The organism is Candidatus Amarolinea dominans (assembly GCA_016719785.1).
Classification (GTDB): Bacteria; Chloroflexota; Anaerolineae; order SSC4; family Amarolineaceae; genus Amarolinea; species Amarolinea dominans.
On sequence record JADJYJ010000003.1, the window covers coordinates 45,286 to 71,113 of the forward strand.

Consider the following 25,828-nt stretch of genomic DNA (forward strand, 5'->3'; position numbering starts at 1 on the left):
TCACGACCAGCGAAGCTAAGGGGCTTCCGTGACGATGTGGCCACGCGCGGCCCGCGTGGCTGCATCGCCGTACCAGTTGACGAAGAAATCGTGTAACTGCGTCGCATTAGTCACGCCTGACAGATCCCAATCCACGCCCGGCGCTGTGATGAAAAACGGGTAATCCTGCGGCCCGCCCAGACCGCCGTGCGTAGCCACGTGCTCCTCAAAGCCCACCACCGACCCATCCGCATACCAGGTACCCAGCAGCACCAGGTCGCCGCTGTGCGGAAAGCGTACCAGGCGGTCAACTTGCTGCAGCGCGGCCTGCGGGTCGGCCAGATGCGGCAGTGTGGCCGCCAGCTGTGGGCTATCCAGGCGCAGCACGCCGCGCGGCGTCACGCGCAGACCGCGTTGCCTTGCTCACGTCCCAGCACCAACCCAAAGCCACTGTGGGCGCGCAGGGCGCTGAGCAGGTCGGGATAGAGGATCGCGATCTCGCTGATGTCCATCTGCGCGGGGGTGACCTTGAAATAGATGTGCGCCAGGCTGCCGGCCACGCGCACGATCACATCACTGCGCCGGGTCAGGTCATAGTCGGCTTGAATCTCCGGGTCTTGGGGCAAGCCGCGACGTAACGCCCGCCGCAAGAGGCGCAGCAGGCGCTGACTGCGCGGCGACGCCCGCGCTTCTGCGGCCTGCAGTTCGCTGTGCAGCAGTTCATCCTGCATGGAAGCCCAGGGCGCCTGCCCGCCTTGCACATCCACCACGGCCTGGCCGACATGCGTGCGCACGAAGTCCCCCAGCGTCTGCTGAAAAAGCTCTGCGAAGGGCCGGCAACGGCTCATCCCATGATCGGAAAAGATGAACAGATCGTAGGCGCGGCGGTGGCGGAACTGGCGGCGCACCTGGTCAAGCTCGCGGATGCAGGCATCAATGCTGCGCAGGGCAGCCAGGGCTTCATCGGACAGAGGGCCATGATGATGGGCGCGGTCATCGTAGCCGTAGTAATCGGTGTAAATGGACGGGACGCTGCGATAGATGTCCAGCGCCACGGCGAAGGTCTGAATCTCGCGAAAGATGACGTTGAGCGTCACGGGCGCCAGGGGTGAAAGCAGGGTGGCCAGGGGCGCGGTCAGGCTGGCGCGCAGGCGGCGCAGGCGCGCGACGGGCGGTCCTGGCTTGGACGTGCCATGCAGGCGCGACCGCAGGGTGCGGGCATATTCGCTCAGGGACAGCCACAGGGCGCGCAGCGAACGGCGCGGGGTCAGGAGAAAGAGCAGGAAGAAGAACGAACCGCGCACATTTTGGCTAAAATGTTGGCGATCGAGCGCGGACAGGGTCAGGAAAGAGGTGCGCGCGTGACCGTCGAACAGGTTGAAGTAACTGGAGCCGCCGGTCAGAATGCCGTAGCGCCCGGCGCTGAGGCGTTCTTGCAGGCGCTGCAGGTGCGCTGGCACCTTGCAGACAATGGTTTGGCCGCTCTCTTTTTCATACCAGCGGAATGACGGGATGTCCCAGTTGTTGCCGAACAGTAAACCGGCCTGCACGGCCGGCGTGCTGCTGGGCAGACCGCAGTGCCAGCGCTGCACGCGCCAGCCCTCGCGCTCGATGAGCCGCTGGAGATAGGGCGTGGCGCCGCGTGCCAGCGCATCCAACAGATAGCGATGCGCCAGCCCGTCAATCTGAACGATGAGAAATCCACGCCGACCATCGCCCGGCATCACGCCGCCGCCAAGACGCGAGGCCAGCGCACCGTATTTACGGTTGTAATACCACGTGGCAAGCGCAGTCAACCAGTCAATCAGGCGTTGTACGAGCCAGGCCACTTGCATGAGTGGCATTATGGGCGTAAACGCCTTTTTGAGCAAAACCGGCCTTTGCAACTGGCATGACGAAAAGGGGCATGATCTGCACTGGTCAGACACCTGTGTAAAGATCGTTATGCAACGCAAAGGCGCAGAGAAAATCCCAAAAAAGCCCTTTTGCCAAAACGGTTTGCCAATGGTAGAATAACGCGGCTCACCCCGCTTGAGCCGCCGAACCGGTCATGGTTTGGAAGTATACCTCATTGCAGGATGTGCATGGACGCCATTCGCCTGCCGGGTCTGGTGGATGTGCATGTCCATCTGCGCGAACCCGGTTACGAACACAAAGAGACCCTGGCCAGCGGCACCCGCGCCGCATTGGCCGGGGGCATCACCACTGTTCTCGACATGCCCAACACATCGCCGCCGACGGCGACGCTCGACCGTTTGGCCGCGAAAGCCCGCCTGGCTGCGGCCGCGGCCGTGTGCGATGTCGGCCTTTTTCTGGGCGCCACGCGCGACACGGACCCGCTGATCACCGCGGCTGCCGCGCCCTACGCCTGCGGTCTGAAGATCTACGTCAGTGAGACGTTTGGCTCCCTGCGCCTGGAAGACCTGGCCCAGTTGATGGCCTTTTTCCGCACCTGGCCCGGCCCCGGCCCCATCGCCGTGCATGCCGAAGGGCTGCTGCTGGCAACCTGCCTGGCGCTGGCACAGCTCTACGGCCAGCACCTGCACGTCTGCCATGTCAGCCGGCGCAGCGAGATCGAGCTGATTCGCCGGGCCAAGCAGCATGGCGCGGCGGTCACCTGTGAGGTCACGCCACACCACCTGTGGCTGTGCGAGGATGACCTGCCCCGCCTGGGCGCCCGCGGTCAGATGAAGCCACCCCTGGCCACGGCCGCCGACCGGGCCGCGCTCTGGGCGAACCTGGATGTCATTGACTGCTTTGCCACCGATCACGCGCCGCACACCGCGGCTGAAAAGGCCGGCCCCCAGCCGCCGCCCGGCGTGCCCGGCCTGGAGACCATGCTGCCCCTGCTGCTCACCGCGGTGCATGAAGGTCGCCTGACCCTGGACGATCTCGTCGCCCGCTTGCATCACAATCCGACCCGTATCTTTCATCTCCCTGCCGGCGGCCAGCAAGCGCAAACCTGGGTCGAAGTGGACGCCGCTGCTGTCTACGACCTGCCCGCCAGCGGCTACCAGACCCTGTGCGACTGGAGTCCGTTCAGCGGCCTCACGGTGCATGGCGCGGTGCGCCGCGTCGTCCTGCGCAACCAGGTGGTTTTTGCTGATGGCGTTGTGCTGGCCGCGCCCGGCGCCGGCCGCGTGCTGGCGGCGCCGGTTGTCGAATGAAAGAAATCGAGAGAATGAAGAGGTTTTTTCATGCCGCACTCATCCAACGGCTGGTTCGGCCAGCATGTGTTGTCAGTCAAACAGTTCAATCGCCCCAAGCTGGAGCACATCTTCGAAGTGGCCCACAGTATGCGCTCGATGGTGGAGCGCTTCGGCACGGCTGACATGCTGCACGGCCATGTGCTCGCCAACTTGTTTTACGAGCCAAGCACCCGCACCTCGTCCTCCTTTGCTGCGGCCATGGTGCGCCTGGGCGGTCGCGTGCTCAGCATCAACGAAGTGGTCTACTCCTCGGTCAGCAAAGGGGAGTCACTGCCCGACACCGTGCGCACCCTGGAGTGCTATGCCGATGCCATCGTGCTGCGCCATCCTGAGGTGGGCGCCGCGGCCACGGCCGCCCGCTACGCGCACGTCCCGATCATCAACGCCGGCGACGGCGTGGGCGAGCATCCGACTCAGGCCCTGCTTGATCTCTTCACGATTCAAGAAGAGTTGGGCCGTGTGGACGGACTGAAAGTGGTGATGGTCGGTGACCTCAAATATGGGCGCACGGTTCATTCCTTGACCCGCTTGCTCACGCAGTATCAGGTGGAACTGGTTTTTGTTTCGCCTGACATGCTGCGGCTGCCGGGCGAGATCGCCGCAGAAGTACACAGCGCCGGCCTCTCCTTTCGTGAAACCGATGATATTCATAACATCATTGGCGAGGCCGATGTGCTCTATGTGACGCGGGTGCAGAAGGAGCGCTTTACCGATCTGACGCTCTATGACTCCGTCAAGGAGCATTACGTGGTTGACGATGCGCTCATGGCGCGGGCCAGGGAGCGGATGATCGTCATGCACCCGCTGCCGCGCGTGGGTGAAATTGCCTACACCGTGGACGATGATCCCCGTGCCGCCTATTTCCGCCAGATGCGCAACGGCATGTACATCCGCATGGCGCTGCTGGCCGCGGTTCTGGGCAAGGCGTAGGGCAAAGTTCGATGACGCATGACCCCCAGTCAATCGTTTGCGCAGAGAGGATACGACGATGCCTAACCGACAGAAGACCATCGGTATTTTAACCGGTGGTGGAGACGTTCCCGGATTGAACCCCGCACTGAAGACCCTGGTTTATCGCGCGGCAGACGATAACTGCCGCGTGGTTGGTGTGCGCCGTGGCTGGGGCGGCCTGCTTCACTTCGACGCCAACGAGCCAGCCAGCCGTGAAAAACACCTGATTCCCCTCGACCGCCAGACCGTGCGCACGGTAGATCGCACGGGCGGCACCTTCCTGCACACCAGTCGCACCAACCCGGCGCGGGTCAGCAACAATGAAGTGCCTGATTTCTTACGCGGCGCCAACTATGACCCCGCGGCCACTGGCAAACATGACTTCACGCCGCATGTCTTGTCGAACCTGGAGAAGCTGGGCATTGATGCGCTGATCCCCATCGGCGGCGATGACACCCTGAGCTATGCCGAGCGCCTGCATCGCGAAGGTTTCCCGGTGGTGGCTATTCCCAAGACGATGGACAACGACGTTTATGGCACCGACTACTGCATTGGCTTCTCCACGGCGGTCACGCGCAGCGTCAACTTCATTCACAACCTGCGCACCAGCGCGGGATCGCACGAGCGCATCGCCGTTGTCGAACTGTTCGGCCGCAATTCGGGCGAAACGTCACTGATCTCGGCCTACCTGGCCGGCGTAGACCGCGCGCTCATCTCGGAGGTGCCGTTCGATATTCAGCGGCTGGCGCAGATGCTGGCGCATGACAAGGCGTCCAATCCAAGTAACTACGCGATGGTCACGATCTCTGAGGGCGCGACGATGCTCGGCGGTCAAGTGATCGAATACGGGCAGGAGGATGCCTACGGTCATCGCAAGCTAGGCGGCATTGGTGAGATGATGGCCGAGGCCCTGCAGGCGCTCACCGGCTCGCACATGATCTATCAACCCCTGTTATACCTGATGCGCTCCGGCGCGCCTGACTCGCTCGATCTGATGGTCGCCTTCAACTATGCCAACATGGCCATGGACCTGGTGGCCGAGGGCACGTCGGGTCGCATGGTGGCCTTGCAGGGCGGCACCTACACGCACATCCCCATCAGCACCATCATGCAGGGCAAGAAGCGCGTGGATGTGGACGAACTGTATGACATCAACGAATATCGCCCCAAAGTGCGCCACGTACTGGGCAAGCCAATGTTCTTGTATTAGGAATACGGAAGCATAATTCGATATGGCGACTGACTTCTTTTCTAAACTGACCGCCGCGGCACGCAAGAACGACTCTCTGCTCTGCGTCGGCCTTGACCCCACGCCGGAAGCGGTTCCGGCCGCGTTTCGCCAGGCCGCCAATCCGATCCTGGCCTGGAATCGGGTCATTATCGAGGCCACGGCTGACCTGGTCTGCGCGTTCAAGCCTAACATCGCTTTCTACGAGGCCCTGGACGACGGCCTGGCGACTCTCAAGGCCACCCTGCGCCTGATCCCGCCTGACACCCCGGTCATTCTGGATGCCAAGCGCGGGGACATTGGCTCCACCGCGGCCGCGTACGCCCGTGTGATCTTCGACCAGTTGGGCGTGGATGCGGTGACGCTCAGCCCCTACCTGGGCGCAGACAGCATCGCGCCATTTGCCGCCTACGCGGACCGCGGGCTGTTCATCCTTTGCCACACCTCCAATCCCGGCGCGGCCACCATCCAGGAGCTGCCCACGGCAAACGGCACGCCGCTCTATCTGCAGGTGGCGCAGCAGGCGCTAACCTGGTCGAAACACCAGAACATCGGGCTGGTCGTCGGCGCCACGTTCCCCGCGGCCCTGGCGCATGTCCGCCGGATCGCGCCGCAGGCCTGGTTCCTGGTGCCCGGCGTCGGCACGCAGGGCGGCGACCTGACCGCGGCCGTGCAGGCGGCCATGCGCCCCGATGGGTTGGGGGCCATCATCAATGTCAGCCGTGGAGTGTCGGGTGCGAGCGATCCGCGCCAGGCGGCCGCGGCGCTGCGCGCGGCCATCAATGCGGCCCGAACGGCCAAGCCAACCGGCGTAGTCAATTCTTCTGATCCCGACGCGGCCCTTGAGCACCAATCCCTCCTGACCGGCCTCTATCAGCTCGGCGCCATCCGTTTCGGGCAGTTCACCCTGGCGAGCGGGTTGCCCTCGCCGCTCTACATTGACCTGCGCCTGCTCGTCAGCGATCCCGCGCTCTTGCAGCAGGCCGCGGCCGCCTACGCCCAGGCGTTGACCGGCCTCTCCTACGACCGCCTGGCCGGTGTGCCGTATGCGGCGCTGCCCATCGGCGCCGCGCTGAGCCTGCACGTGGGCAAACCGTTGCTCTACCCGCGCAAGGAGGCCAAGACCTATGGTCTGGGCAAGTCCATCGAGGGCGCCTGGCAGCCAGGCGAGCGCGTCGTCGTGATCGAAGACCTGGTCACCAGTGGCGGCAGCACCCTGAAGACGGTGGAACTGCTGCGCGCGGCGGGCCTGCTGGTTGAAGATGTGGTGGTGCTGATTGATCGTGAGCAGGGCGGCCGCGCCAACCTGGCGGCCGCCGGCCTGAATTTGCACGCCGTGTTTTCTCTGAGCCAGGTGCTGGACAGCCTGCACCGCGCCGGTTTGCTTGACGCCGCTGTGCTGGCCGAGGTGCGGGCCTACCTCAACGCATGAATGCTCCTGATCTGACCACCACCTTCTGCGGCATCACCCTGCCCAACCCGCTCGTCCTGGCTTCCGGCATTCTGGGCGCCAGCGCGGCGCTGATGGCGCGGGTGGCCGCGGGCGGCGCGGGCGCGGTCACGGCTAAATCATGCAGTCGCGCGCCGCGGCCCGGTCATCCCAACCCGACCGTGCTCGCCTGGGGCGCGGGCTTCATCAATGCCGTGGGCCTGGCCAACCCTGGCGTGGATGAGGAAATTGCCGTTTTGCAGGAGACGCGCCGTCGCCTGGCGCAAGCCGGCCAGGGCGTCAAACTGGTAGCGTCCATCTTTGGCACCGCGGTCGAGGATTACGCGTACCTGGCGGAACGAATGAACGAGGCGCGGCCCGATTTTCTGGAGATCAACATCTCCTGTCCCAATGTGCATGATGAGATGGCACGCCCGTTCGCGGCCAGTTGCCCGGCCGCCGCCGCGGTCACACGCGCGGTCAAACGGGTATCCGCCGCGCCGGTGATCGTCAAGCTGTCGCCCAACGTCACCGATATCGCCGAGATTGCGCGCGCCGTGGAAGATGCCGGCGCCGATGCCATTGCGGCCATCAACACCGTGGCCGGTATGGTGATTGACATCCGCGCGCGGCGCCCCATCCTGGCGAACCGCGAGGGCGGCCTGAGCGGCCCGGCCATCCGACCCATTGCGGTGCGCTGCATCTATCAGTGCTACCAGGCGGTCAAGATTCCGATCCTGGGCATCGGCGGCGTCAGCTGCGGCGAGGACGCGGCCGAGCTGTTGCTGGCCGGCGCCACACTGGTTGGCGTGGGGTCGGCCGTCCACAGTCGCGGCATCGCTGCCCTGGGGCAGATTCGTGATGAATTGGCGCAGTTCATGCTGGCAGAGGGCTTTGGCCGGGCCGCTGAACTGGTCGGCCTGGCACACTGGCCCGCAGGGATGGCAGGATCATGATCCACCAGGCGGCTCGCATCACCGGCATCAGCGAGGAAAACTATCGGGTCAAGACCCTCACGCTCGAACTGGCCCTGCCGGCGGCGCGGCCCGGTCAATTCGCCATGGTCTGGCTGCCAAATGTGAACGAACGTCCGCTTAGCCTGTTGGACGCTGACCCCGTGCGCTTCACGGTGGCGCGCGTGGGCGCGTTCACCGCCGCCCTGCACGATCTGCGGCTGGGGGACCGCCTGTGGGTGCGCGGCCCCCTGGGCCAGGGCTTCACGGTGCGCGGCCGCCATCTGCTGCTGGTGGGCGGCGGCTACGGTGTCGCGCCCCTGCATTTTTTGGCGCGGGCTGCGCTGGCTGCCGGCGCGCAGGTCAGCGTGGTCATTGGCGCGCGTACCGCCGCGGATCTGCTCTTTATGGATCGCTTCGCTGCCCTGGGGGTGCCGGTCATCACCACCACCGATGATGGCTCGGCCGGCCGGCCGGGTTTGGTCACCGCCGGCGTGGAGCATCTGCTCGCTACGGCCACCACACCGATAGATCAACTGGCTGCGTGCGGGCCAGGCCCGATGCTGACAGCCCTGGAACGCCTGGCGGCCGTGCATCATCTGCCTGCGCAGCTCAGTTGGGAGAACAGGATGCGCTGCGGCATGGGCATTTGCGGCACGTGCGCAAAGGATGGCTGGCTGGTGTGCAGCGAGGGGCCGGTGCGAAGGACTTGAACAGGCGTGACCTACGACTCCGCAGCTCTACCCAGCTCGACCAGAAAGCCCGCGGCATGGGCCAGTTGTGCGAACAGCAGCAGCGGGCGCGCCGTGGCGACCGGCATCTGACTGCCTCTCAGACCGAGCAATCCCACATAGAACGCCCATGACTCGGCGGCCGGCGCAAGATCCACGCGCCGGCGCAGGCGCCTGGCGCCGCGGCCATAGTTGAACTGTTGCTGCCAGAAGCTGCGCGCGGTCAAGGCCTGGGTGTGATAGACGATCGCCTGTGGCGCGTAAATCATGCCGCCCCCGTGCGCCAGCCAGCGCGCGCAAAATTCACGATCTTCACCTGCAGCCCAGGGAAAAGCGGTATCGAAGCCACCGCGCTGGCGAAAGCGCCGGGCGGATACGGCCAGATTGTTGGAGGCCAGGAAGCGGGCGCGCGTTGGATCGGCGTTGTAATGGGCGTAGAGGTAGCTGACAATGGCCTGGCTGGTCGCGGCAAACCGGTTGTCGGCCAGCGCATTGACGGTGCGTCCGCCCACCAGGTGATCAGGCGCGGCGGTCAGATGATCAGCCAGCGCGGCCAGCCAGCCGGGGTCAGCCTGACAGTCATCATCCATGAAGGCGAGAAAATTGCCCTGCGCGTGACGCGCCCCCAGGTTGCGGGCGGCGGCCGGCCCGGCGTGCGATTGCGCAAGCAGCCGCAGGTTGAGCTGCCCTGACCACGCGGCCGCCAGCGCAGGCGCATCCCATGACCCACCATCGTTGACCACAATGACCTCGCAAGCGTCGCGCGCAGCATCGAGCCGGGCGAGCGCTTGCAGGCAAGCACTCAAAGCCTGCTGGCGTCCAAAGGTGGGGATGATGATCGAAAAGGTGAGGTTGCGCATGTCGTTGCCAGGCGGTTCTGCCGCGGCTCAGAGGCTGGCGACCGCATGACGCACCGCTGCCGCCACCTCATCTACCTGGGCGTCGGTCATCTCCGGGTAGAGCGGCAGGGAGAAGATTTCCTGCGCGATCTGTTCGCTGACAGGCAACGCACCGGCCGCGGCCAGGTGCGGATAGGCCGGCTGCAGATGGATAGGCGCCGGATAGTGAATCAGCGTGCCGATGCCAGCCGCCTTCAGCGCCTCCTGCAGGTCATGGCGCCGCGCATGGCGAACCACGTAGAGATGATAAACATGGCTCCGCCCCGGGCCGGTCCGCGGCGTTGCGATACCGCTGCCCGCCAGCAGGCGATCATAGCGCGCGGCCAGCGCCTGGCGCCGCGTGTTCCAGGCGTCCAGGTGCGGTAATTTCACCCGCAGCAGCGCGGCCTGCAGTTCATCCAGGCGGCTGTTGAGGCCATGCTCCTGGCTGATGTAACGGGCGCCGGGCTGCCAACCATACTCACGCAGGCTGCGTACGCGGGCGGCCAGCGCCGCGTCCGTGCTGACCACCATGCCGCCATCGCCGGCCGCGCCCAGGTTCTTGGTCGGATAGAAGCTGAAGCAGGCCAGATCGCCCCAGACGCCCACCGGACGATCCTGATAGCGGGCGCCGTGGGCCTGCGCACAGTCTTCGATCACGCGCAGATTGTGCTGGCGGGCGAAGGTCAGGATGGGCGCCAGGTCGGCCGGTTGACCGTAGAGATGCACGGGGATGATGGCGCGGGTGGCCGGCGTCAGCGCCGCGGCCAGCCGCGCCGGATCCAGGGTGAAAGTATCCGCTTCGATGTCCACCAGCACAGGCTGCGCGCCGCTGTTGACAATGGCCGTCACCGTGGCCACGGCCGTGTGCGCGACGGTGATGACTTCAGCGCCGGGGCCGATGTCGCAGGCCAGCAAGGCCAGGAGCAAGGCATCGGTGCCGGAATTGACGCCGACCGCATTGGCCGCAGCGGGTAAGCCTAACCAGGCGGCAAATTCGGCCTCGAACGCACTCACCTCAGGCCCCAAAATGTACCAGCCCGCGCGCAGCACGCGCAAGGCCGCGGCCTCCAGATCCTTTGCCAGCGCCGCGTGCTGAGTCTTCAAGTCGTTGAACGGTATGTGCATGATCGGTATCTCATCAAGGAATTCTCACACAAAGCCTCGCAGCCTCGCAGCAATCGGTTTACTTCTTTGTGTTCTTGGTGTCTTAGTGTGAGCCATTGTTACCAATAGTGGTGTCCGTACTTTTCGTAGTAGTCCACCATGCGGCGCAGACCCTCGGTCAGGGGAACCGTCGGCCGCCAACCGAGCGTAGCCTCGATCTTGGCGTAGCTCGAGTAGACATCGCCAATGTCAATCTTCTGGCGATCGGCCGGCCAGGGCGCCAGGCGCACGCGGCCGCGCCCAGTAATCTCGACCAGCATCTGCGCCAGGTCTCCCAGCGCCACCGGCTGCAGCCCACCCAGGTTGAAGACCTGCCCGGCCGCGGCCGGATTGGCGCCCGCCAGCAAGAAGGCCTCTACCACATCATCCACGTAGGTCAGATCACGGCGCTGGCGGCCATCCCCGTAGACCTGAATCTCCGCGCCCTCCAACGCCAGGCGCACGAACCAGGCGATGAAGCCCTGCCGGTTGTGGCGCAAGAGCTGCCGCGGGCCGTAGGTGTTGGTCAGGCGCAGCGAGCTGGCGGTCAGGCCGTAGACCTGGTGATAGACGATGTGATACCACTCGCCCGCCAGTTTGTTGACGCCGTTGACATCGGTGGGGTGCTGCAAATGCTGTTCGTCCAGCGGCAGGTAATCGGGCTTGCCGTACTGCTGGCGTGTGCCCGCGTAAACGATCCTGATCGCGGGGTTGTGCAGGCGACACGCTTCCAGGATGCTCAACTGACTGCGCGCGTTGATCTCCAGATCGGTGAACGGATCGCTCATCGAATCGAGATGGCTGACCTGGCCGGCCAGGTTGAACAGGTAATCATGCCCGGGAACCAGCGCGTTCATGGCATGAGCGTCGCGCACATCGGCCAGGTTGACATGCACCCGCTGGCGCACCGGCTCGATGTTGAACCAATTGCCGCCATACGCGGGAATCAGCGAATCTACCAGCGTGACCGCCGCGCCCAGGTCCAGCAGGCGCAGCGCCAGGTTGGAGCCGATGAACCCCAGGCCGCCGGTGATGAGCACGCGCGCGCCGTCGTAATGCCGGGCGAAATCTGGCTGATTGGCGCCAGAGAAATCCGGTTTCTGGCCCCCTGGCTGGCTGTTGACGGTTGTCAATTCCTCACCTCTTTTCTATTTTACGGCGATGGTTCCGACCACAACCTCGTCGCCGCCCGCGGCCAGGGGCAGCCGCTGGCCCGTCTGAGGGCTATAAAGCCCGATCAGCAGTGTGTAGACGCCGGCTTTCAACGCTGCCGGCGCCTCCAGGTTGCGCCGGTCTGCACCCGCTTGGCCCGGCGCCCAGGCGCTGAACGGCCGTGGGCCAAACCAAACCGGCTGGCCGTCGGCCTGCGCCACGTTGTGCCCCGCGGCGTCACGCAGATGCAGGAAAACGTTGAGATCGAGAGCCGCCGGCGCGGCCAGTTGCCAGGTCAGCGTCAATGGCAGGGTGATGGTGATCCCCTGGCGGCTGAGCGTCGGCGGTAGGCCGGCCACGCGGCGCAGGTCGCCCCAGGTCGTGCCCGCGGGCGTGTTCCAGGTGGCGATGGGCGGCGCATTGGCGGGCGCCGGCGGGTCGTCAGCCAGGGGAATCAAGTGACGCCCGACGCGGCGCACGGCGGCCAGGCGCGCCCAGGTGTCTTGCTCGAACAACGTCGCCGCGCCTTGCACACGCCAACGGCGCTGCAGGTCCGCCCAGGTGTTGCCCTGAAACAGTCCGACCGCTGGCGCCCAGGTTTGCGGCAGGTACCAGGGCAGCGTTTCGACCACAATCAGCTCGCCTGGCTGCCAGCGGCCTGGCGGATACCAGAGGGTTGCGATGGCCGGGCGCTGGCTGGGATCATCGGCCAGGCTGCCATCCGGCGTCACGGCAAACGGCCACAGATGCAGGTCGGCGGGCAGTGGCGTTTGCGTCTGCCAAAAGCTGCGCCAGCGTGTCAGGCCCCATTTGCCGTCATCCACCAGCTCATAGCCGAGCAAACTCACGCGTTCGCCGAACACCAGCGGCGCGGATTGCAGGGCGGGTGGTTGGGTGAGCAGCCCGGAGCGGTCGGCGCGGGCAAAGTCGAAGAAAGCGTCCGGGAGCACACATTTCGCATAGTCTGGCTCATGGGAAGGCAATGAACATTCGGTGCGAGGGGGTGCGTCGGGCGCGGGCTGCTGCAGGAGAACGAAGCCATCGGCTGCGTCTGTGATCTGCCAGCCCTGCGCGATCAGGTCGAGCACCGCGCGTTGAATTTCGGCCGGGTGGCGGTCGGTGGCGCCGGTGACATCCACCAGCGCCCAGGCGGCGTCGCCCAGGATGGGGAATTTGTAGAGCTTGGTGCGATGGCTGAAGTGCGGGTAGAGCGCGGTGGTGACGCTGCCGGGCGCGGCGGTTGGCGCCTGTGCGCTGAAGCGGGCGAGCAGGGCCGCGTGCGGTGTCACATCCGGCCAGCGGAACTCACGGCCCAGGGGGGTGTAGCCCGCCATGATCTGGTAGGCGAATGCCCACAGCAGCAGCCAGGCCAGGGTCAGGCGTCCGGCACGGGGGCGAACGGCGAGCAGGCGGCGCACGCCCACCAGGGCAGCCATCGCCACAAAGGGCACGAGCGGCGCCGAATAGTGAAATTCTCCGCTGAACTGGGCCGGATACGCGCTGAAGAGATTGGCGATCAACAAGGGGGCGCTGAGCAGCAGAATCTCCGGGGCCAGCAGGCTGAGAAAGCCAAACGGAGCCAGCAGGCCGGCCAGGTAGGTCAGCCGTGACGGTTCGGTGGCAATTTTCCAGACCAGGGCCGGCTGCGTGAAGAAGCTCCTGACGATGGAAAGGGGGGAATCGCCCAGGGCGCCGTAGCGGGCAAAGTAGACCGATTGATCCACGCCGTAGACCTGCGCGGCGTAGCGGGGGATGATGACGAAGGTGGCGAGATAGAACCAGCCCAGGCTGAGCAGCATGACCAGCAGACCGGCCGTGATTGCGGACAGGCGCGGCAGGCGGGCGCGCCATCCAGGTTGCCGGTCGCGGGATGGCGGGTTTGGACTGATCGCTTCACGGTCGCGCCGCCGCGCCAGCCAGGCCTGGCTGAGGACATACAGCCCCAGCATGAAGGCCAGCAGAGCCGCTTCTTCCTTGACGCTCATGAGGACGAGGCAGGCGAGGACGAATCCCCACCAGTGACGGCGCTCATTGCACCAAAACGCCAGCAGAACCGGCGTGACGGCGAGGGGAATGGCGTGGAACTCGGCCAGGTTGGCGGCCTGCAGCGCGGGAGAAGAGCAGGTAGGCCAGGGCCAGGACTAACGGCGTCCATGTAGCCAGTCCGGCGCTCGACGAGCGCAGCATGGCGCGGGCCAGGGCAAAGATGACGAGGGCACCGCTGCCCAGCGCCAGCGTTTGCACGATCAGCAGGGCGCGCACATCGTTCCACAGGTGAAAAACAAGCGAGAGGGGCAGGAAGATCGGTTCGACGTGATCGGTCAGGCGGGTGCTGACGAAATCGTCCTTGATTTCTTGCACGAAGCGCCCCTGACTCGTGTTCCAGATCGCCAGGTCCATCTGGCCCAGGTCAGCCATGTGGGTACGCAGCGCCTGGTGGGGGCGGATGGACAGTAGGGAGAAGCCGACGACGTAGAGCACGAACAGCGCGAGGGCGGCCGCCCGTACCCGGTCCCTGCTCAGGCGGGAACCCTGCCGGTCAGAAGATGGGCGGGAACTGACGTTTGGCGGCGGTCCCCGCTGCGTTGCCCATTGCCAGGTTGCGACCGCGGCTGCGCCGCCGATTTCACCGATGATCATCCACAGACGGGCCACGATGGCGATGATGGCGGGCAGCGGCGCGCTGAAGAGGCCCTGCAGCAGGAGGACCAGCACGCCTTCGCGCACGCCGAGGCCGCTGGGCGTCAACAGGCTGAGGTAGCCAATCACGTAGGCGGCCGCATAGCCGGCAATCAGCCAGGGCACTTGCGCGGATGCAACCGGGGCCAGTCCGGCCGCCAGGGCGCTGAAGCCCAGGCCAAAGCCAAGCCAGACCAGGCCGTAGGTGAGCAGGAGGCGCGCCAGGTCAACGACGGTCAGGGTGATGCGCAGAGGCGGGCGCTTGAGGCGGGTCAGCGCCCAGTTCAAGGTGGTTTCGAGCACCCGCGGGTGCAGAAAGATCAAACCGAGCGGTGCCAGCCAGAGCGCCGGGCGCAGGCGATCGAACCAGGCGCCCTGCCCGGCCAGGGCAAAGTAGACCGCGGCCAGCAGCAGCCCGGCCAGGGTGGAGATGGCCTGATGCAGCGCGATGCTGGTGAAGGTGGCGGTGCGCGCAATGCCGAGCCGGCTGCACATTTCGGCCATGCCCAGGAACTGCCAGACGTTGCCGGGGATGTAGCGGATGATGTTGGACAGGAACCAGATGCGGGCCGCCTCGCCAAAGCGCAGCGATCCACCGAGGCGCCCCAGGATGAAGCGCCACTGGTTCAGTTCCAGGAGCCAGGTGAGCCACAGCAAGGCGAGGGCCAGCAGCAGCCAGCCAATCTCGATCTGCCAGGGGTAGGCCTGCAGTTGCTGCCATTGGGTTGCGATCAGCGCGCCCAGAAACACGACAGCCAGGACAAAGATGCCCGTTTGCAGCCAGGGACGGAGGCGGGCCAACCGCCGTCTCCGCCCCGGTTCAGGCGGAGACGGAAAGAAACCAGGTTCCGCGGGCGAAACCTGGTTTCCGTTGGTTGATACTGGTGGCTGACTCATGCCGGTCAGTATAACACCGCCCTGACGCCGTCAGCAAATTGGCCGGGGAATGGCTTTTTGCTCACTGCCCTGGCGTCTGGCGCATGGGCATGGTGATGAAGGTGAGGCCCAGGTACGGCTTGGCGGCATCGTCCGGGTGCTGGCCCAGCGTCACCGTGACCGTTTGCTCGTCCGCACTACGACGGACGGTGATTTCGACCTGATCGCCCGGCTTGTACGCGGCGATGGCTTCGGCCAGGGTCAAGCCCTGATCGAGCTTCTTGTTGCCGACTGCGGTGATCAGATCGCCCGCCTGCAGGCCGGCATTGGCGGCCGGGCCGTCGGCGACGACCTCGCGGATCATGGCGCCGTTCATGCCCATCACGCCTGGCCCCATCGGCATCTGATCGTCAGGCATCACGGGCACGTAGGGCAAACCGGGGATCGGCGTTTGCTGATTCGGCCGCCGTGAATCGTCCGGCGTCAGTGTTCGTTGAATCTCGATGGTTTGCCGATTTCGACCGATGGCGAAGCCGGCCACGCCGCCAATGGCGGCGGACACGGCAGCCACCAGGCACAACGCAATCACCGCCACTGCTGCGATGAGCACAATCCTGTTACGCGAACTGTTATTCTCGTTCATTGTGAATCTCCTTTTCTTGTGCTGTATCTTCTCAATTTGTCGGGGCGCACCCTTGCGGTCGCCCACGCGGGCAGGCGCAAGACCATGCCCCTACTGGTCACAGCCAGATTTGTCGAATGTTCTACCGTCAACTATACTCAAAGCCTATGATACGTGTCAATAATTGGTTTCGCTCTCATTATTTTCCCGGCGTTCGGTCAATCCAGGACACCTCCCGCTCGGTATGCGGACCTCAGCGCCGCCTGGTTGCCTCCATATTCAGCCTGACTCTACTCGCGCTCAGCGTGCTGACCCCGGCGGCCCAGGCTGATCCACACGGCTGCACCGGTGCGGATGTCAACTACAACTGCAATTTCAACAATTTCTATTCGACGCCCTATGGCTCCGCGCCCGACGGCTGGGCGCCTTTTGTGCTCAGTGGCTCGGCCGCGTTCGTCGAAGCGGTGGATACCTACTTCGGCCCGCCCTCGCTGCAGATCTGGTCCGACGGCGGCACGTTTCAGGCCGGCGTTTTTCAACAGGTGCGCAATCTCACGCCTGGCGCCACCTACCTGGCCTCAGTCGGCTGGGCCGCGCCCAATGAGCCGGACGCGTTCGGTCGCAAACTCGGTCTCGATCCCAGCGGCGGCGCCGATCCCACCTCGGCCAACGTGATCTGGGGGGCGACGCATTACGGGCCGGGGCGCTTTGGCAACTATTCGACGCCCGGCGATCCCAACCTGGATGTACGCGCGGTGGCCAGGAGCGATACGCTCACGATCTTCTTCTTCGTGGATCACAACTACAGCACAGGCGCCAACATGATCTTTGTGGACGCGATCAGCCTGGTGCGCGACGACAGTCAGCCGGTCGCGCCGCCGGCTCCCACCGATACCCCGCGTCCTCCGGCCCTGGCCGAATCACGGCCTAAGGCGGTTGCAGCCACCAACACCCCCGCGCCGACGGTGACGCCGACGCCAACCGCGTCAGCCACGCCCACGGGCACCCCAACCGCCACGCCGACGCCAACACCCACAGCAAGCCCCAGCGCCACCCCTTCACCGACCCCGACGCCCACAGCCACGCGACCGCCGCGGGCCACAGCCACCCCAACCATCGCGCCGACCGGGCTTAGCGGCATCGCCCGCGCACGGCGTCCGTTACTGCTGCCCGTTGGTTTTACCGCCCTGGTCGGTTCCGTTGGCGTGGGCGGCCTGCTCAGGCGACGGCGCTTCCTGCGTTGATTCCCATGATCTATTCGCCTTCGACGTATTGCCGAATCATATCCGCAAACACCAGCAGATCGTTTATATTGCGTAGGCTTTCCCCGTCTCACGGAAGACCTGGAGAATCGCGGCACGTTCCTCGTTCAGTTTTTGATAGTACGAGAGCGTCAGCATTTCGAATTCAGCAACGGCGTTATCGTCAGCGGTGTAGATCCTGCGCCCTGATCTGATGATCTCCTTCTGGAACACAGTCGAGACTTCACGACCATTGACCAAGTCCACCGATCTATTGAGCGCACCCTCCAGGGCGTAATGACAGGGCGTTAGCATTAACTGAGACTGATGTCGAGCTTCTGTCGGAGGGAGCAACACCGCAATATCCACGTCACTCGTGGGCCATTCATCGGCGGTGCCAAATGACCCAAAGAGATAGATCGCCTGGGTGGTAGGGTAGTGTTGTAGAATGATGCGCACAATGCTGTCATATTTGTTCACATTTGCACCTCTCCGCTCGCTATTTCGGCATGGTTGAAAACTGCTGCCACCCTGACCCTCTGTATCCGATGTCGCACGGGCGCCCATCACTTTACATAAATTGGATTGCTAAAGACCCAGCCGCGGGCTTTGCCCCAGGCGCGGCGCCAGGCCTCGACGCGGTAGATGCCCGGCTGCGGCGATGCGTAGCTCAGGCTGGTTCCGCGAGCTTGCGCCACAACCTGCCCGTTGCGCAGCAGCTTGAGGTGCGCCTGGCCGGGCGTGACGATCTCGAAGCGCACCGCCTGCCCATTGGCCGCCAGGGCATCGCCCATGATGGCTGTCTCCTGCCCGTTGCTGGCCGTGAAGCGGAAGCCGCGTGTGGCGCCCGGTAGGTCATAGCCCACCCAGGCATGGCCGGCACGCAGCGCGTCGTAGATCAGCGCCCGGTCATGCGCCACATCGCGGTTGAGCGGCGCCGTCACCAGCAGGTGCGTGTTGACCGCGGCGAAGCAGTCCCTGTACGAGAGAAACAACCGCTGCAACGGGCCGAGGTGATAGGTGTGCGCATGAGCGTCGGAGCCGCCGATGGCGACGATGGGCTGCGACCGCGTGGCCAGCAGTTCGTCCCATTTTGCCAGCATCTCCGGCCAGGGGCCGGTGGTGAAGAAGCGTGGCAGATAGAGCATGGGCAAAGCATGCAGCTTGCTCCAGGCGTAGTAGCGAAATTCCGACATGAAATTCCACAGTTCGATGCCGGTGAAACCGTTGACCTCCCAGGCATGCCACTCGTAGGTGTCTGACAGCAAGGGCGATGCGCGTTCGATGGGATGGGCCAGGAAGGTGACCGCGCCCTGACTGTGCGCCGCGTTGATCAGGGCCTGCGGTTCGGCCGCGTGCGCGCTGACATCGGTCTGCACGCCCATGACCAGGCAGTGGTTGATCTCTGGCTGCAGGCTGGCGTCGTTGACTTCTTCGCCCACCAGCAGCAGCACGCGGCCGTGCCAGCCTTCTTCCTGCGAGACCAGGACATTGTGGTCGGTGGCGATGATGAAATCGAGTTGGTTGGCCTGCGCGGCCGCCACCAGGTCCTGATGCGTACCCGTGCCATCCGAATGAATGGTGTGCATGTGCAGGTTACCCACCAACTCCTGCCAATCGGTCCCTGCCCGAGATGTTCCTACGTCACTCACGATTTCCTCCTACACCTTCTGCAAGGCGATGGCGATCTGCTCATCACCGATCTTGACCATCTGATGCACCGCGGCCTCCGGGGCGTTGCCTGGCGTCAGCGAGACCGCCAGCGTCTCACGCTGAATGAAATCGGCGAAGAGGACGAAGGCTGCTGCGCTTTCTCCTGCGGCTTCATACGCGATCTGCACTCGATCATCAATCGCGAAGCCGGCCTCCTTGCGCAGGGTGTTGATGGCTCGCACCAGATCGCGCGCGTAGCCTTCCGCCACCAGTTCTGCGGTGAGATGGGTGTCAACCGCCACGGTCACGCCCTTGTCGCTGGCAACCGCCAGGCCGCCGCGTGATTCGGTCTGCACCAGGATGTCATCGCCGGCCAGGCTGATGGGAACGCCGCCCAGGTCAAGGGTGATGGCGCCGCCATCTTGCAGGGTCGTTGCCGCGGCCACCGGATCGAGCGCGGCCAGGGCGCCGCGCACCAGTGGGAAGAGCTTGCCCAGGCGTGGCCCCAGCACCCGGTTGTTCGGCAGCAATTTATAGGCGACTAATGCGCCCACCTCGGCCACCACCTTAATCTGTTTGACGTTGATCTCCTCCGCCAGCACGTCGAGCAGTTCGATCACATCGCGGCGCGCCTGCTGGGAGGCGACGTGGACCTGCGCCGTCGCCAGCGGCTGGCGCAGCTTGACGTCGGCGCTGCTGCGCGCGGCGCGCCCCAGCGCGGCGATGGCGATTGCCAGGCCCATCTTGTCGAGCAGGTGTCGGTTCACCCGCTCGGGATCAGCGACCGGCCAATCGGTGTGATGCACGCTGACCGGCGCGTCTGTGTCCACGCTGCGCACCAGGTTTTGATACATCGCCTCGGTGGTGAAGGGCACGAATGGCGCCAATAACTTTGTCAGCGTCACCAGCACCTCGTAAAGGGTCTCCAGGGCCGCCAGCTTGTCCGCGTCGCGTTCGCTCTTCCAGAAACGGCGACGCCCCCGGCGCACGTACCAATTCGAGAGATCGTCCAGGAAGGCCTCGATGACCAGCGTGGCTTGCAGCGAGTCAAAAGCCGCCAGCGACGCGGTGACTGCGACCACGGTTTCGTGCAGACGGGCGCTGATCCAGGCGTCCATCTGGGCGTTGGCCGTAGAAGAAGATGTCGGTGACGCTGCTTGCCCGGGCTGCCAGTCATCCAGGTTGGCATAGGTGACGAAGAAGCTGTAGACATTCCACAGTGGTATGAGGAAGCGGCGGCGGGTTTCATCGCCCAATTTGTAGCCGAAGAGCATATTCTGTTCCGGCCGGTGATGAAGATAGAGCCAGCGCATGACATCGGCGCCCATCACGTTGGCCGCCTCGTTGAACTCGATCGCATTGCCCCACGACTTGTGCATCTCGCGACCGTCTTCGGCCAGCAGGGTGGCGAAGCCCAGGACGTTCTTGAAGGGCGGTCGGCGCACCAGCGCGGCGCTCTGCGCCAACAGGCTGTAGAACCAGTTGCGGAACTGGCCGGGGAAGCTCTCGGTGATGAAATCGGCCGGGAACCAGCGCGCCCATTCCTCCGGCTTTTCGCGGTAGTGCATGGTGCTGAAGGCGACGATGCCGGCGTCGAGCCACGGATTGCCCACGTCTTTGATGCGCGCACTCAGCGCGCCGCATTGCGTGCAGCGAATCTTGATGGCGTCAATGTAGGGACGGTGCGGCGTGTGGCCCTCGAAGACCTCATAGCCTTCGACGGCGCGTTCCTGCAGCTCATGGTCACTGCCGACGACATCGAAATGACCGCAGTCAGCACACTCCCAGATCGGCAGCGCCAGGCCCCAGTAGCGCTTCTTGCTGATCATCCAATCGTGCATGTTGCGCAGCCAGTCCATCTCCCGGTCGTAGCCAAACTCCGGGTGCCAGTTGATCTCATCCACCACATCCATGATCTGGTAGCGCAAACTGGCGTCCTTTTCGGCCGCAGTCACTTCGCTGCGCGGTTTGTCGTAGAGCGCGCCCATGCTGATGAACCACTCATCCACCAGGCGGAAGATCAGCTCTTCGCCGCAGCGCCAGCAGGTGGGGTAACGATGGCTGTAGCGTTGGGTGCGATAAAGGACATTTTTGGCACGCAGGCTGTCGAAGATCGGCGCGGCCACGTTGGCCACATGACTGCCCGTCAGCCAGGCGAAGCCATCCAGGTAGATGCCGTTTTCATCCAGGGGCGCAATCACCGGCAGGCTGTGCTCCTTGCTCAGGTGAAAGTCCTCCGCGCCGCAGCCCGGCGCAATGTGTACGATGCCGGTGCCTTCTTCTTCACCCACATCCTTCCAGGCGATGACCCGATGGCGATACGCGCCGCTGAGCGCCGCCTCCGTCGCCGGCAGTTCGTCGAAGGGGCCGCGGTACTCCCAGCCGAGCATCTCTGCGCCCTTCAACTCGCCCACGATCTCGAATTTGCCCTTGAGCGTGCTCTTGACCGCGCCCTGGGCCAGGTAATAGGTCCAGCCGTCATCCTGCGTCACCTTGACGTAGGTCAATGTGGCCCCCACGGCCGCGGCCACGTTGCTGGTCAACGTCCAGGGCGTGGTGGTCCACACCAGGAGCGCTTCTTTCTCGCGGCCCACCAGCGGGAACTTGAGATAGACCGACTCGTGTGTCACTTCCTTGTAACCATCGGTGACGATCTCGTGCTGGCTGATGCCGGTGCCGCAGCGGTGGCACCAGGGCATCACGTCGGTGCCCTTGTAGAGCCAGCCCTGGTCATGGCACTTCTTGAGGAAGCTCCAGATCATGTAGTTGTTTTCGTCGCTGAAGGTGTAGTAGGAGCCGCCCACGTCCGGCATGCCCAGGCGCCCCACCACCTGTTCCACCGTGCCGGTCACAGGGCCGTTCGCCCCCTGGATGGTCACCGGCTGTTCGGCATCTTCACTGAGCAGGCTGCGCAGGCGACGCAGCTCGACCGGGTCGTTCCAGTCCATCCAGTAGCCCAGGCGGATGGATTGGTCGGTCTGCACCGCAGAGAATTCGAGCACGCGCATCTTGCACAGCTTGACGAACTCGGCCAGGCCAAACGCCTCGATGTCGCGTTTATTCTTGAAGCCCAGCTCCTTTTCGACGTTCACCTCAACCCACAGGCCCTGGCAGTCGAAGCCGTTTTGCCAGCGCTGATTGTAGCCCTGCATCGCGTGAAAACGTTGATAGAGGTCTTTGTAGGTGCGTCCCCAGGCGTGATGCACCCCCATCGGGTTGTTGGCGGTGATGGGGCCATCGAGGAAGCTCCAGCGCTTGTCGCTGGTCGCGCGCAGGCGGCGCAGCGCATTGAACGCGTCGGTCTCCCGCCAAAACTTGAGGATCTCTTGTTCCAGGGCCACGAAATCTACCTGGTTTGGTACGTCTTTGAACGCCATTCTTTCTCTCCCCAAAAGCATTGTATCAGGACATAAGAAAAGTGAAATCAAACGTGCAGGTTGAGACCGACAGCTTTCGGTAACTTCGATAGCGGTCTGCAACAATCTGCGATATTCTTATCTTGAAGCAGACCTCTATTCAGTTTCCGGCTGTAAATGTGTGGGCGCTGCACATGCTTGGGATAGAACTCCGCAAGCCGAAAATAGCGAAAAGCTCTTGCGTCGGCCGAGCAGATAAGTCTACAACCGGATGCAATGATGATTGCCACAATGTGAGGGTCATCGAAATCCGAATGAGATAGCGTTTGTGCCAATCGTTGTTCAATCTCACCCACTCTAACGCTATCTATCTCAACGATTTTTGACACTTTCTTCAACTCAACGAGCAACCTGAAGTATTTGGTTGCCTTGGCAAGCTCTCGTTTGTATGTCGTCCCGCCGTAAACGATCTTCCCGTTTCCAAGAACAATCCACTCGAGGACCGGTCTGAATTCAGCATGATGTTCAGATTTCTGGTCGAATACCGAAGCAAGGGAATTTGTGTCAATCACAATACACATATTACAGTCCCAGAATCCTCATTTGCTCACGAACAAAGAATTCCCGAAAATCGCTTGGTTGATCCTCTGAGTACTCTCCGTTTTTTTCTATCGGGATCGGAGTAACTTTGTTACCATCGCGGTTCCTGCTGAAGAATAGGATTTGCGAGTCTGGACAGGAATCGCCGTTGATGCTGCGATAATTCAACCGAAACCTGTCAATCAGATAGTCGCTATGGGTTTCAACATAAAACTGTTTTTTTTCAGAGACGACTAACCGGAAGATTACGTCGCCGAGAGCTGCTTGAGCTCTTGGATGCAAATGCACTTCTGGCTGTTGGATAGCGAATTTGCTGCCTTCTGGGCGCGCAAACATCTCGACGACAACTGGAAGTGCCTGTGAAACGCCGTAGCCAACGTTTACCAGGGCTATATGTAGGTTGCTCAACACCACTCTTAGTTCGAAGGGAGATGCTACCTCCTTGCCAAAACCCTTGATTTCCAGTTTTTCGAACAGACCACTTTCCAGGCCGAATCTCTCAATGAATTCTCGAAACTCAGTAGACCCCTTGCTCTTGAGCAATCTTCGAATCAGGTATGGGGTGTGTTCGCCCTCTGGAGTGAAGTCCAGTTTATATTCATCGTAGGTACGCTTAGGTTTGCTCCTTATAGGGGCCAACCAAGTCATGTTGTGAGTGAATCTTGGCATACGAATGCTGAATTGATGCTTGTCGTATTCTATGGCGCTTTCATCATGTATTTGTTGTATCAATTGGTCAACGAACATGAGGGCCATCCGCCGATTGAAGGAGTCCTGCCTTTGCAATTGCTTGAAATCCTTGTCCTCCGTCAGGGCCGATATCCATCTCTGGAAAACCCCCATAACGAATTCGGGAAGTAAACTCTCTTTCTCTACGTGCCGGAACTGGTAACGAATTCCCTTACCATTGAATTCGATTCTAGCTTCTCCCTGCCATCCAATGTAGTCGTATTGACAAATGAGAGGGTTGTTGTCTACTTCTTCGAAAGTCATTAATACTGCTTCATAGTATTGAGAGTATTGAGACCTGTTTTCATCGCTCGCCGAGTCAGGTACAATATATCCAACCCTAAAGCGCCCTCTTGTTCCAGAATGCGCACTGGCAATGTCCCTAAAACGGCCCAGGTTCACGACGTCGCTATTGAAATTTTGGCTGAACCAGAATTGGGGTGATCCAAGTAGAGAAATCAATGACAAGACCGATGTCTTTCCCGTGCTGTTTTCTCCGACGAGAAAATTGACGTTCGTGAGCGGAATCAGCGTATTTTGGAAACCCCGGAAATTGTCTAGATATAGCCAATTACTCACTGATGCTTTCCTCCTGCTTGCTCGACAAGGCACATGAGTTGATCTGTGTGCTCACGCGGATTGACCGGTCCCAGTGTGTTGAACTCGCGCATGACTGTCTCTTTTCCCATTCTGCACAGAACTTTGCTCTGTGTGTGGTCACAGACCAGGCAAGTATAGCACAATTGCGCTGGTTTGCCAGAAAAAAACAGGCCGGAGTCTCATACAAGACTCCGACCTGTTCAGCAGGCGAGCGATTGAGATCGCGCCTGATGGGCGCAAACGCTACTGCCACTTCTCCAGCGCCGCTTTGACCGCCGCGCAGAAGGCGTCGGCCGTCGCGCCGTCCAGGATGCGGTGGTCATAGCTGAAGCCCAAGGTGGTCATGGGCAGGAAGGCCAGGTAGTCGCCCGCGCTGGCCTCCAGGGGACTACCCTTGCTCACCACCACCGGCCGCTTCTCGATGGCGCCGACGCCCAGGATGCCGGCCTGCCCATTGACGATGACCGGCGTCTGGAAGCGGCTGCCGGAGGTGCCATAGTTGGTCAGGGTGAAGGTGCCGCCCTGCATCTCATCCGCGCGCAGTTGATTCTTGCGCGCCCGCTCGGCCACATCGTTGACCGCACGCGCCACGCCGAGCAGGTTCAGATCGCCGGCATTCTTGATGACCGGTACGATCAGGCCACCGACGCCATACGAGTCCGCGGGCAGGGCCACCGCCATGCCGATGTGGTAGGCGCGCTTGATGATCAGCCCGTCGTCGGTCCAGGTCGAGTTGGCGGCCGGCACAGCCTTGAGTCCGGCCAGGATGGCCTGAATCAAATAGGCCGTGACCGTCAGGTTGGCGCCCGCGGCCGCAAATTCGGCCTTGTGCGCCTTGCGGTGTTCGAGCACCGCGACCATGTTGACATCCCACATGGTGGTGACATGCGGAATGCTGAACGCGGCCTGCGTGGTGTTGCGGGCCACCAGTTGGCGCATGCGGTTGTGCGCCACGAACTCCTCGCCGGCCTGCAGTTTGGCTGGGCCGGGCGTCGGGGCGGCGGCCGGCTTGGGCGGCGCCGCCAGCGGTGGCGGTGAAGCAACCGGCGCTGCCTGCTGCTTTTGGGCCGCTGGCGCCGCCACCGGTGCGCTGGTCGGAGCCACGCGCGGCGGCACGACCACCGGCTTGCCCGCGCTGCGGCTGGCAATGGCGCTGAGAAGATCATACTTGGTCAGCGCGCTCAGCGGCCGTCCCGCGGCCACCTCGCGCAGGTTGATGCTGTTCTCCGCCGCCAGGCGCCGCACGGTGAGCGATGCCAGGTCGCGCAGATCGGCATCGGCGCTGACAGCCGTGGCCGCGGGGATCGGCCCAGGCGCAGGCATTGGGGCGGGAGCCAGCGCAGCCGCCGGCGCGTTCTTCTGCGCCGCCTGCTGGGCCAGAACATCCTCTTTCGTGACCTGACCGCGCGGGCCTGAGCCTTCGACGCCGCTCAAGTCAACGCCCAATTGCTCAGCCATCCGTCGCGCCACGGGAGTGGCGGGGGGTACCTCCGGCGCGGTTTCGGCCGCGGGCGCTGCAGAGGGCGCCACAGTTTCTGCCGACGCCGCGACCGCAGATTCCACCACGGCTTCGCCTGGCTGTCCCACAATCCCCAGCAGCGGATTGGCCGGCAGAATCTCGCCGTCGCTGTAGTTCAGTTGCAGGATGACGCCACCCACCGTGGCCGGAACCTCGGTATCCACCTTGTCGGTCGCCGCTTCCAGCAGAATATCGCCCGGCTGCACCGTGTCTCCCACCTTCACCAGCCAACGGGTGACGATGATGCCATCTACGCCTGACAGATTCTCAGGAAATCGCAGTTCTGTCGCCATTGCC

General features: G+C 63.3%; 21 protein-coding genes. 7 read left to right on the top strand and 14 right to left on the bottom strand.

The genetic code is table 11. From position 1 onward, the window contains the following. Positions 1 to 15: 15 nt before the first annotated feature. Positions 16 to 381, bottom strand: a complete 366-nt coding sequence (locus IPM84_03925; GenBank protein MBK9091917.1) for a hypothetical protein — start codon at positions 379 to 381, stop codon at positions 16 to 18. Further along, positions 378 to 1,823 (bottom strand): alkaline phosphatase family protein, encoded by a 1,446-nt coding sequence (locus IPM84_03930; protein ID MBK9091918.1) that lies wholly within the window; start codon positions 1,821 to 1,823, stop codon positions 378 to 380. Before IPM84_03930 ends, IPM84_03925 begins: the two co-directional genes overlap by 4 nt. 234 nt (positions 1,824 to 2,057) lie before the next feature. Here IPM84_03930 and IPM84_03935 point away from each other — a divergent pair, with 234 nt between their 5' ends. The 6 genes from IPM84_03935 to IPM84_03960 are packed head-to-tail and all read left to right on the top strand — an operon-like array spanning position 2,058 to position 8,462. Then, entirely contained in the window at positions 2,058 to 3,146 is a 1,089-nt protein-coding gene (locus tag IPM84_03935) for an amidohydrolase family protein (protein ID MBK9091919.1), read from the top strand. Between the two features lie 30 nt (positions 3,147 to 3,176). Beyond that, positions 3,177 to 4,118: an aspartate carbamoyltransferase gene (pyrB, locus tag IPM84_03940; protein ID MBK9091920.1), complete on the top strand. Its 942-nt coding sequence runs from the start codon at positions 3,177 to 3,179 to the stop codon at positions 4,116 to 4,118. 58 nt (positions 4,119 to 4,176) lie between these two features. Next, positions 4,177 to 5,349: an ATP-dependent 6-phosphofructokinase gene (locus tag IPM84_03945; protein ID MBK9091921.1), complete on the top strand. Its 1,173-nt coding sequence runs from the start codon at positions 4,177 to 4,179 to the stop codon at positions 5,347 to 5,349. Positions 5,350 to 5,371: 22 nt separating this feature from the next. Further along, positions 5,372 to 6,799, top strand: coding sequence for an orotidine-5'-phosphate decarboxylase (gene pyrF / locus IPM84_03950; GenBank protein ID MBK9091922.1), 1,428 nt, complete (start codon positions 5,372 to 5,374; stop codon positions 6,797 to 6,799). 11 nt (positions 6,800 to 6,810) lie between these two features. Continuing rightward, positions 6,811 to 7,752, top strand: a complete 942-nt coding sequence (locus IPM84_03955) for a dihydroorotate dehydrogenase (protein ID MBK9091923.1) — start codon at positions 6,811 to 6,813, stop codon at positions 7,750 to 7,752. Continuing rightward, the gene (locus IPM84_03960; GenBank protein MBK9091924.1) at positions 7,749 to 8,462 is read left to right on the top strand and encodes a dihydroorotate dehydrogenase electron transfer subunit; all 714 of its coding nucleotides are present in this window, start codon (positions 7,749 to 7,751) and stop codon (positions 8,460 to 8,462) included. The genes IPM84_03955 and IPM84_03960 overlap by 4 nt, the downstream gene beginning before the upstream one ends. Positions 8,463 to 8,473: 11 nt before the next feature. Here IPM84_03960 and IPM84_03965 read toward each other — a convergent pair whose 3' ends face one another. From IPM84_03965 to IPM84_03990, 6 genes are all read right to left on the bottom strand, one after another. Then, positions 8,474 to 9,340, bottom strand: coding sequence for a glycosyltransferase (locus IPM84_03965; GenBank protein ID MBK9091925.1), 867 nt, complete (start codon positions 9,338 to 9,340; stop codon positions 8,474 to 8,476). A 27-nt stretch (positions 9,341 to 9,367) separates the two neighbouring features. Then, the gene (locus IPM84_03970; protein MBK9091926.1) at positions 9,368 to 10,486 is read right to left on the bottom strand and encodes a DegT/DnrJ/EryC1/StrS family aminotransferase; all 1,119 of its coding nucleotides are present in this window, start codon (positions 10,484 to 10,486) and stop codon (positions 9,368 to 9,370) included. A 98-nt stretch (positions 10,487 to 10,584) separates the two neighbouring features. Continuing rightward, positions 10,585 to 11,637, bottom strand: a complete 1,053-nt coding sequence (locus tag IPM84_03975; protein MBK9091927.1) for an NAD-dependent epimerase/dehydratase family protein — start codon at positions 11,635 to 11,637, stop codon at positions 10,585 to 10,587. A 15-nt stretch (positions 11,638 to 11,652) separates the two neighbouring features. Then, positions 11,653 to 13,764 carry a DUF2079 domain-containing protein gene (locus IPM84_03980; GenBank protein ID MBK9091928.1) on the bottom strand — a complete coding sequence of 704 codons (2,112 nt, stop codon included), beginning with the start codon at positions 13,762 to 13,764 and terminating at the stop codon, positions 11,653 to 11,655. Further along, the gene (locus IPM84_03985; GenBank protein ID MBK9091929.1) at positions 13,685 to 15,136 is read right to left on the bottom strand and encodes a DUF2079 domain-containing protein; all 1,452 of its coding nucleotides are present in this window, start codon (positions 15,134 to 15,136) and stop codon (positions 13,685 to 13,687) included. The genes IPM84_03980 and IPM84_03985 overlap by 80 nt, the downstream gene beginning before the upstream one ends. 157 nt (positions 15,137 to 15,293) lie before the next feature. Then, positions 15,294 to 15,854 (bottom strand): PDZ domain-containing protein, encoded by a 561-nt coding sequence (locus tag IPM84_03990; protein MBK9091930.1) that lies wholly within the window; start codon positions 15,852 to 15,854, stop codon positions 15,294 to 15,296. 284 nt (positions 15,855 to 16,138) lie between these two features. Between IPM84_03990 and IPM84_03995 the strand changes: the two genes are divergently transcribed. Continuing rightward, positions 16,139 to 17,077 carry a hypothetical protein gene (locus tag IPM84_03995; protein MBK9091931.1) on the top strand — a complete coding sequence of 313 codons (939 nt, stop codon included), beginning with the start codon at positions 16,139 to 16,141 and terminating at the stop codon, positions 17,075 to 17,077. Positions 17,078 to 17,140: 63 nt separating this feature from the next. On the opposite strand, the gene IPM84_04000 is transcribed toward IPM84_03995, so the two are convergent. The 6 genes from IPM84_04000 to IPM84_04025 form a co-directional block, all read right to left on the bottom strand. Further along, positions 17,141 to 17,641 carry a nucleotidyltransferase domain-containing protein gene (locus IPM84_04000; protein ID MBK9091932.1) on the bottom strand — a complete coding sequence of 167 codons (501 nt, stop codon included), beginning with the start codon at positions 17,639 to 17,641 and terminating at the stop codon, positions 17,141 to 17,143. Further along, positions 17,641 to 18,726, bottom strand: a complete 1,086-nt coding sequence (locus tag IPM84_04005) for a CehA/McbA family metallohydrolase (protein MBK9091933.1) — start codon at positions 18,724 to 18,726, stop codon at positions 17,641 to 17,643. The genes IPM84_04000 and IPM84_04005 overlap by 1 nt, the downstream gene beginning before the upstream one ends. Before the next feature lie 9 nt (positions 18,727 to 18,735). Further along, positions 18,736 to 22,104 (bottom strand): isoleucine--tRNA ligase, encoded by a 3,369-nt coding sequence (locus IPM84_04010; GenBank protein MBK9091934.1) that lies wholly within the window; start codon positions 22,102 to 22,104, stop codon positions 18,736 to 18,738. Positions 22,105 to 22,151: 47 nt separating this feature from the next. Then, complete coding sequence (locus IPM84_04015; GenBank protein ID MBK9091935.1) at positions 22,152 to 22,664, bottom strand: type II toxin-antitoxin system VapC family toxin; 513 nt, start codon at positions 22,662 to 22,664, stop codon at positions 22,152 to 22,154. A 1-nt stretch (position 22,665) separates the two neighbouring features. Continuing rightward, positions 22,666 to 23,991 carry an AAA family ATPase gene (locus IPM84_04020; protein MBK9091936.1) on the bottom strand — a complete coding sequence of 442 codons (1,326 nt, stop codon included), beginning with the start codon at positions 23,989 to 23,991 and terminating at the stop codon, positions 22,666 to 22,668. A 264-nt stretch (positions 23,992 to 24,255) separates the two neighbouring features. Beyond that, positions 24,256 to 25,824 (bottom strand): 2-oxo acid dehydrogenase subunit E2, encoded by a 1,569-nt coding sequence (locus IPM84_04025; protein MBK9091937.1) that lies wholly within the window; start codon positions 25,822 to 25,824, stop codon positions 24,256 to 24,258. Positions 25,825 to 25,828 lie beyond the last annotated feature (4 nt).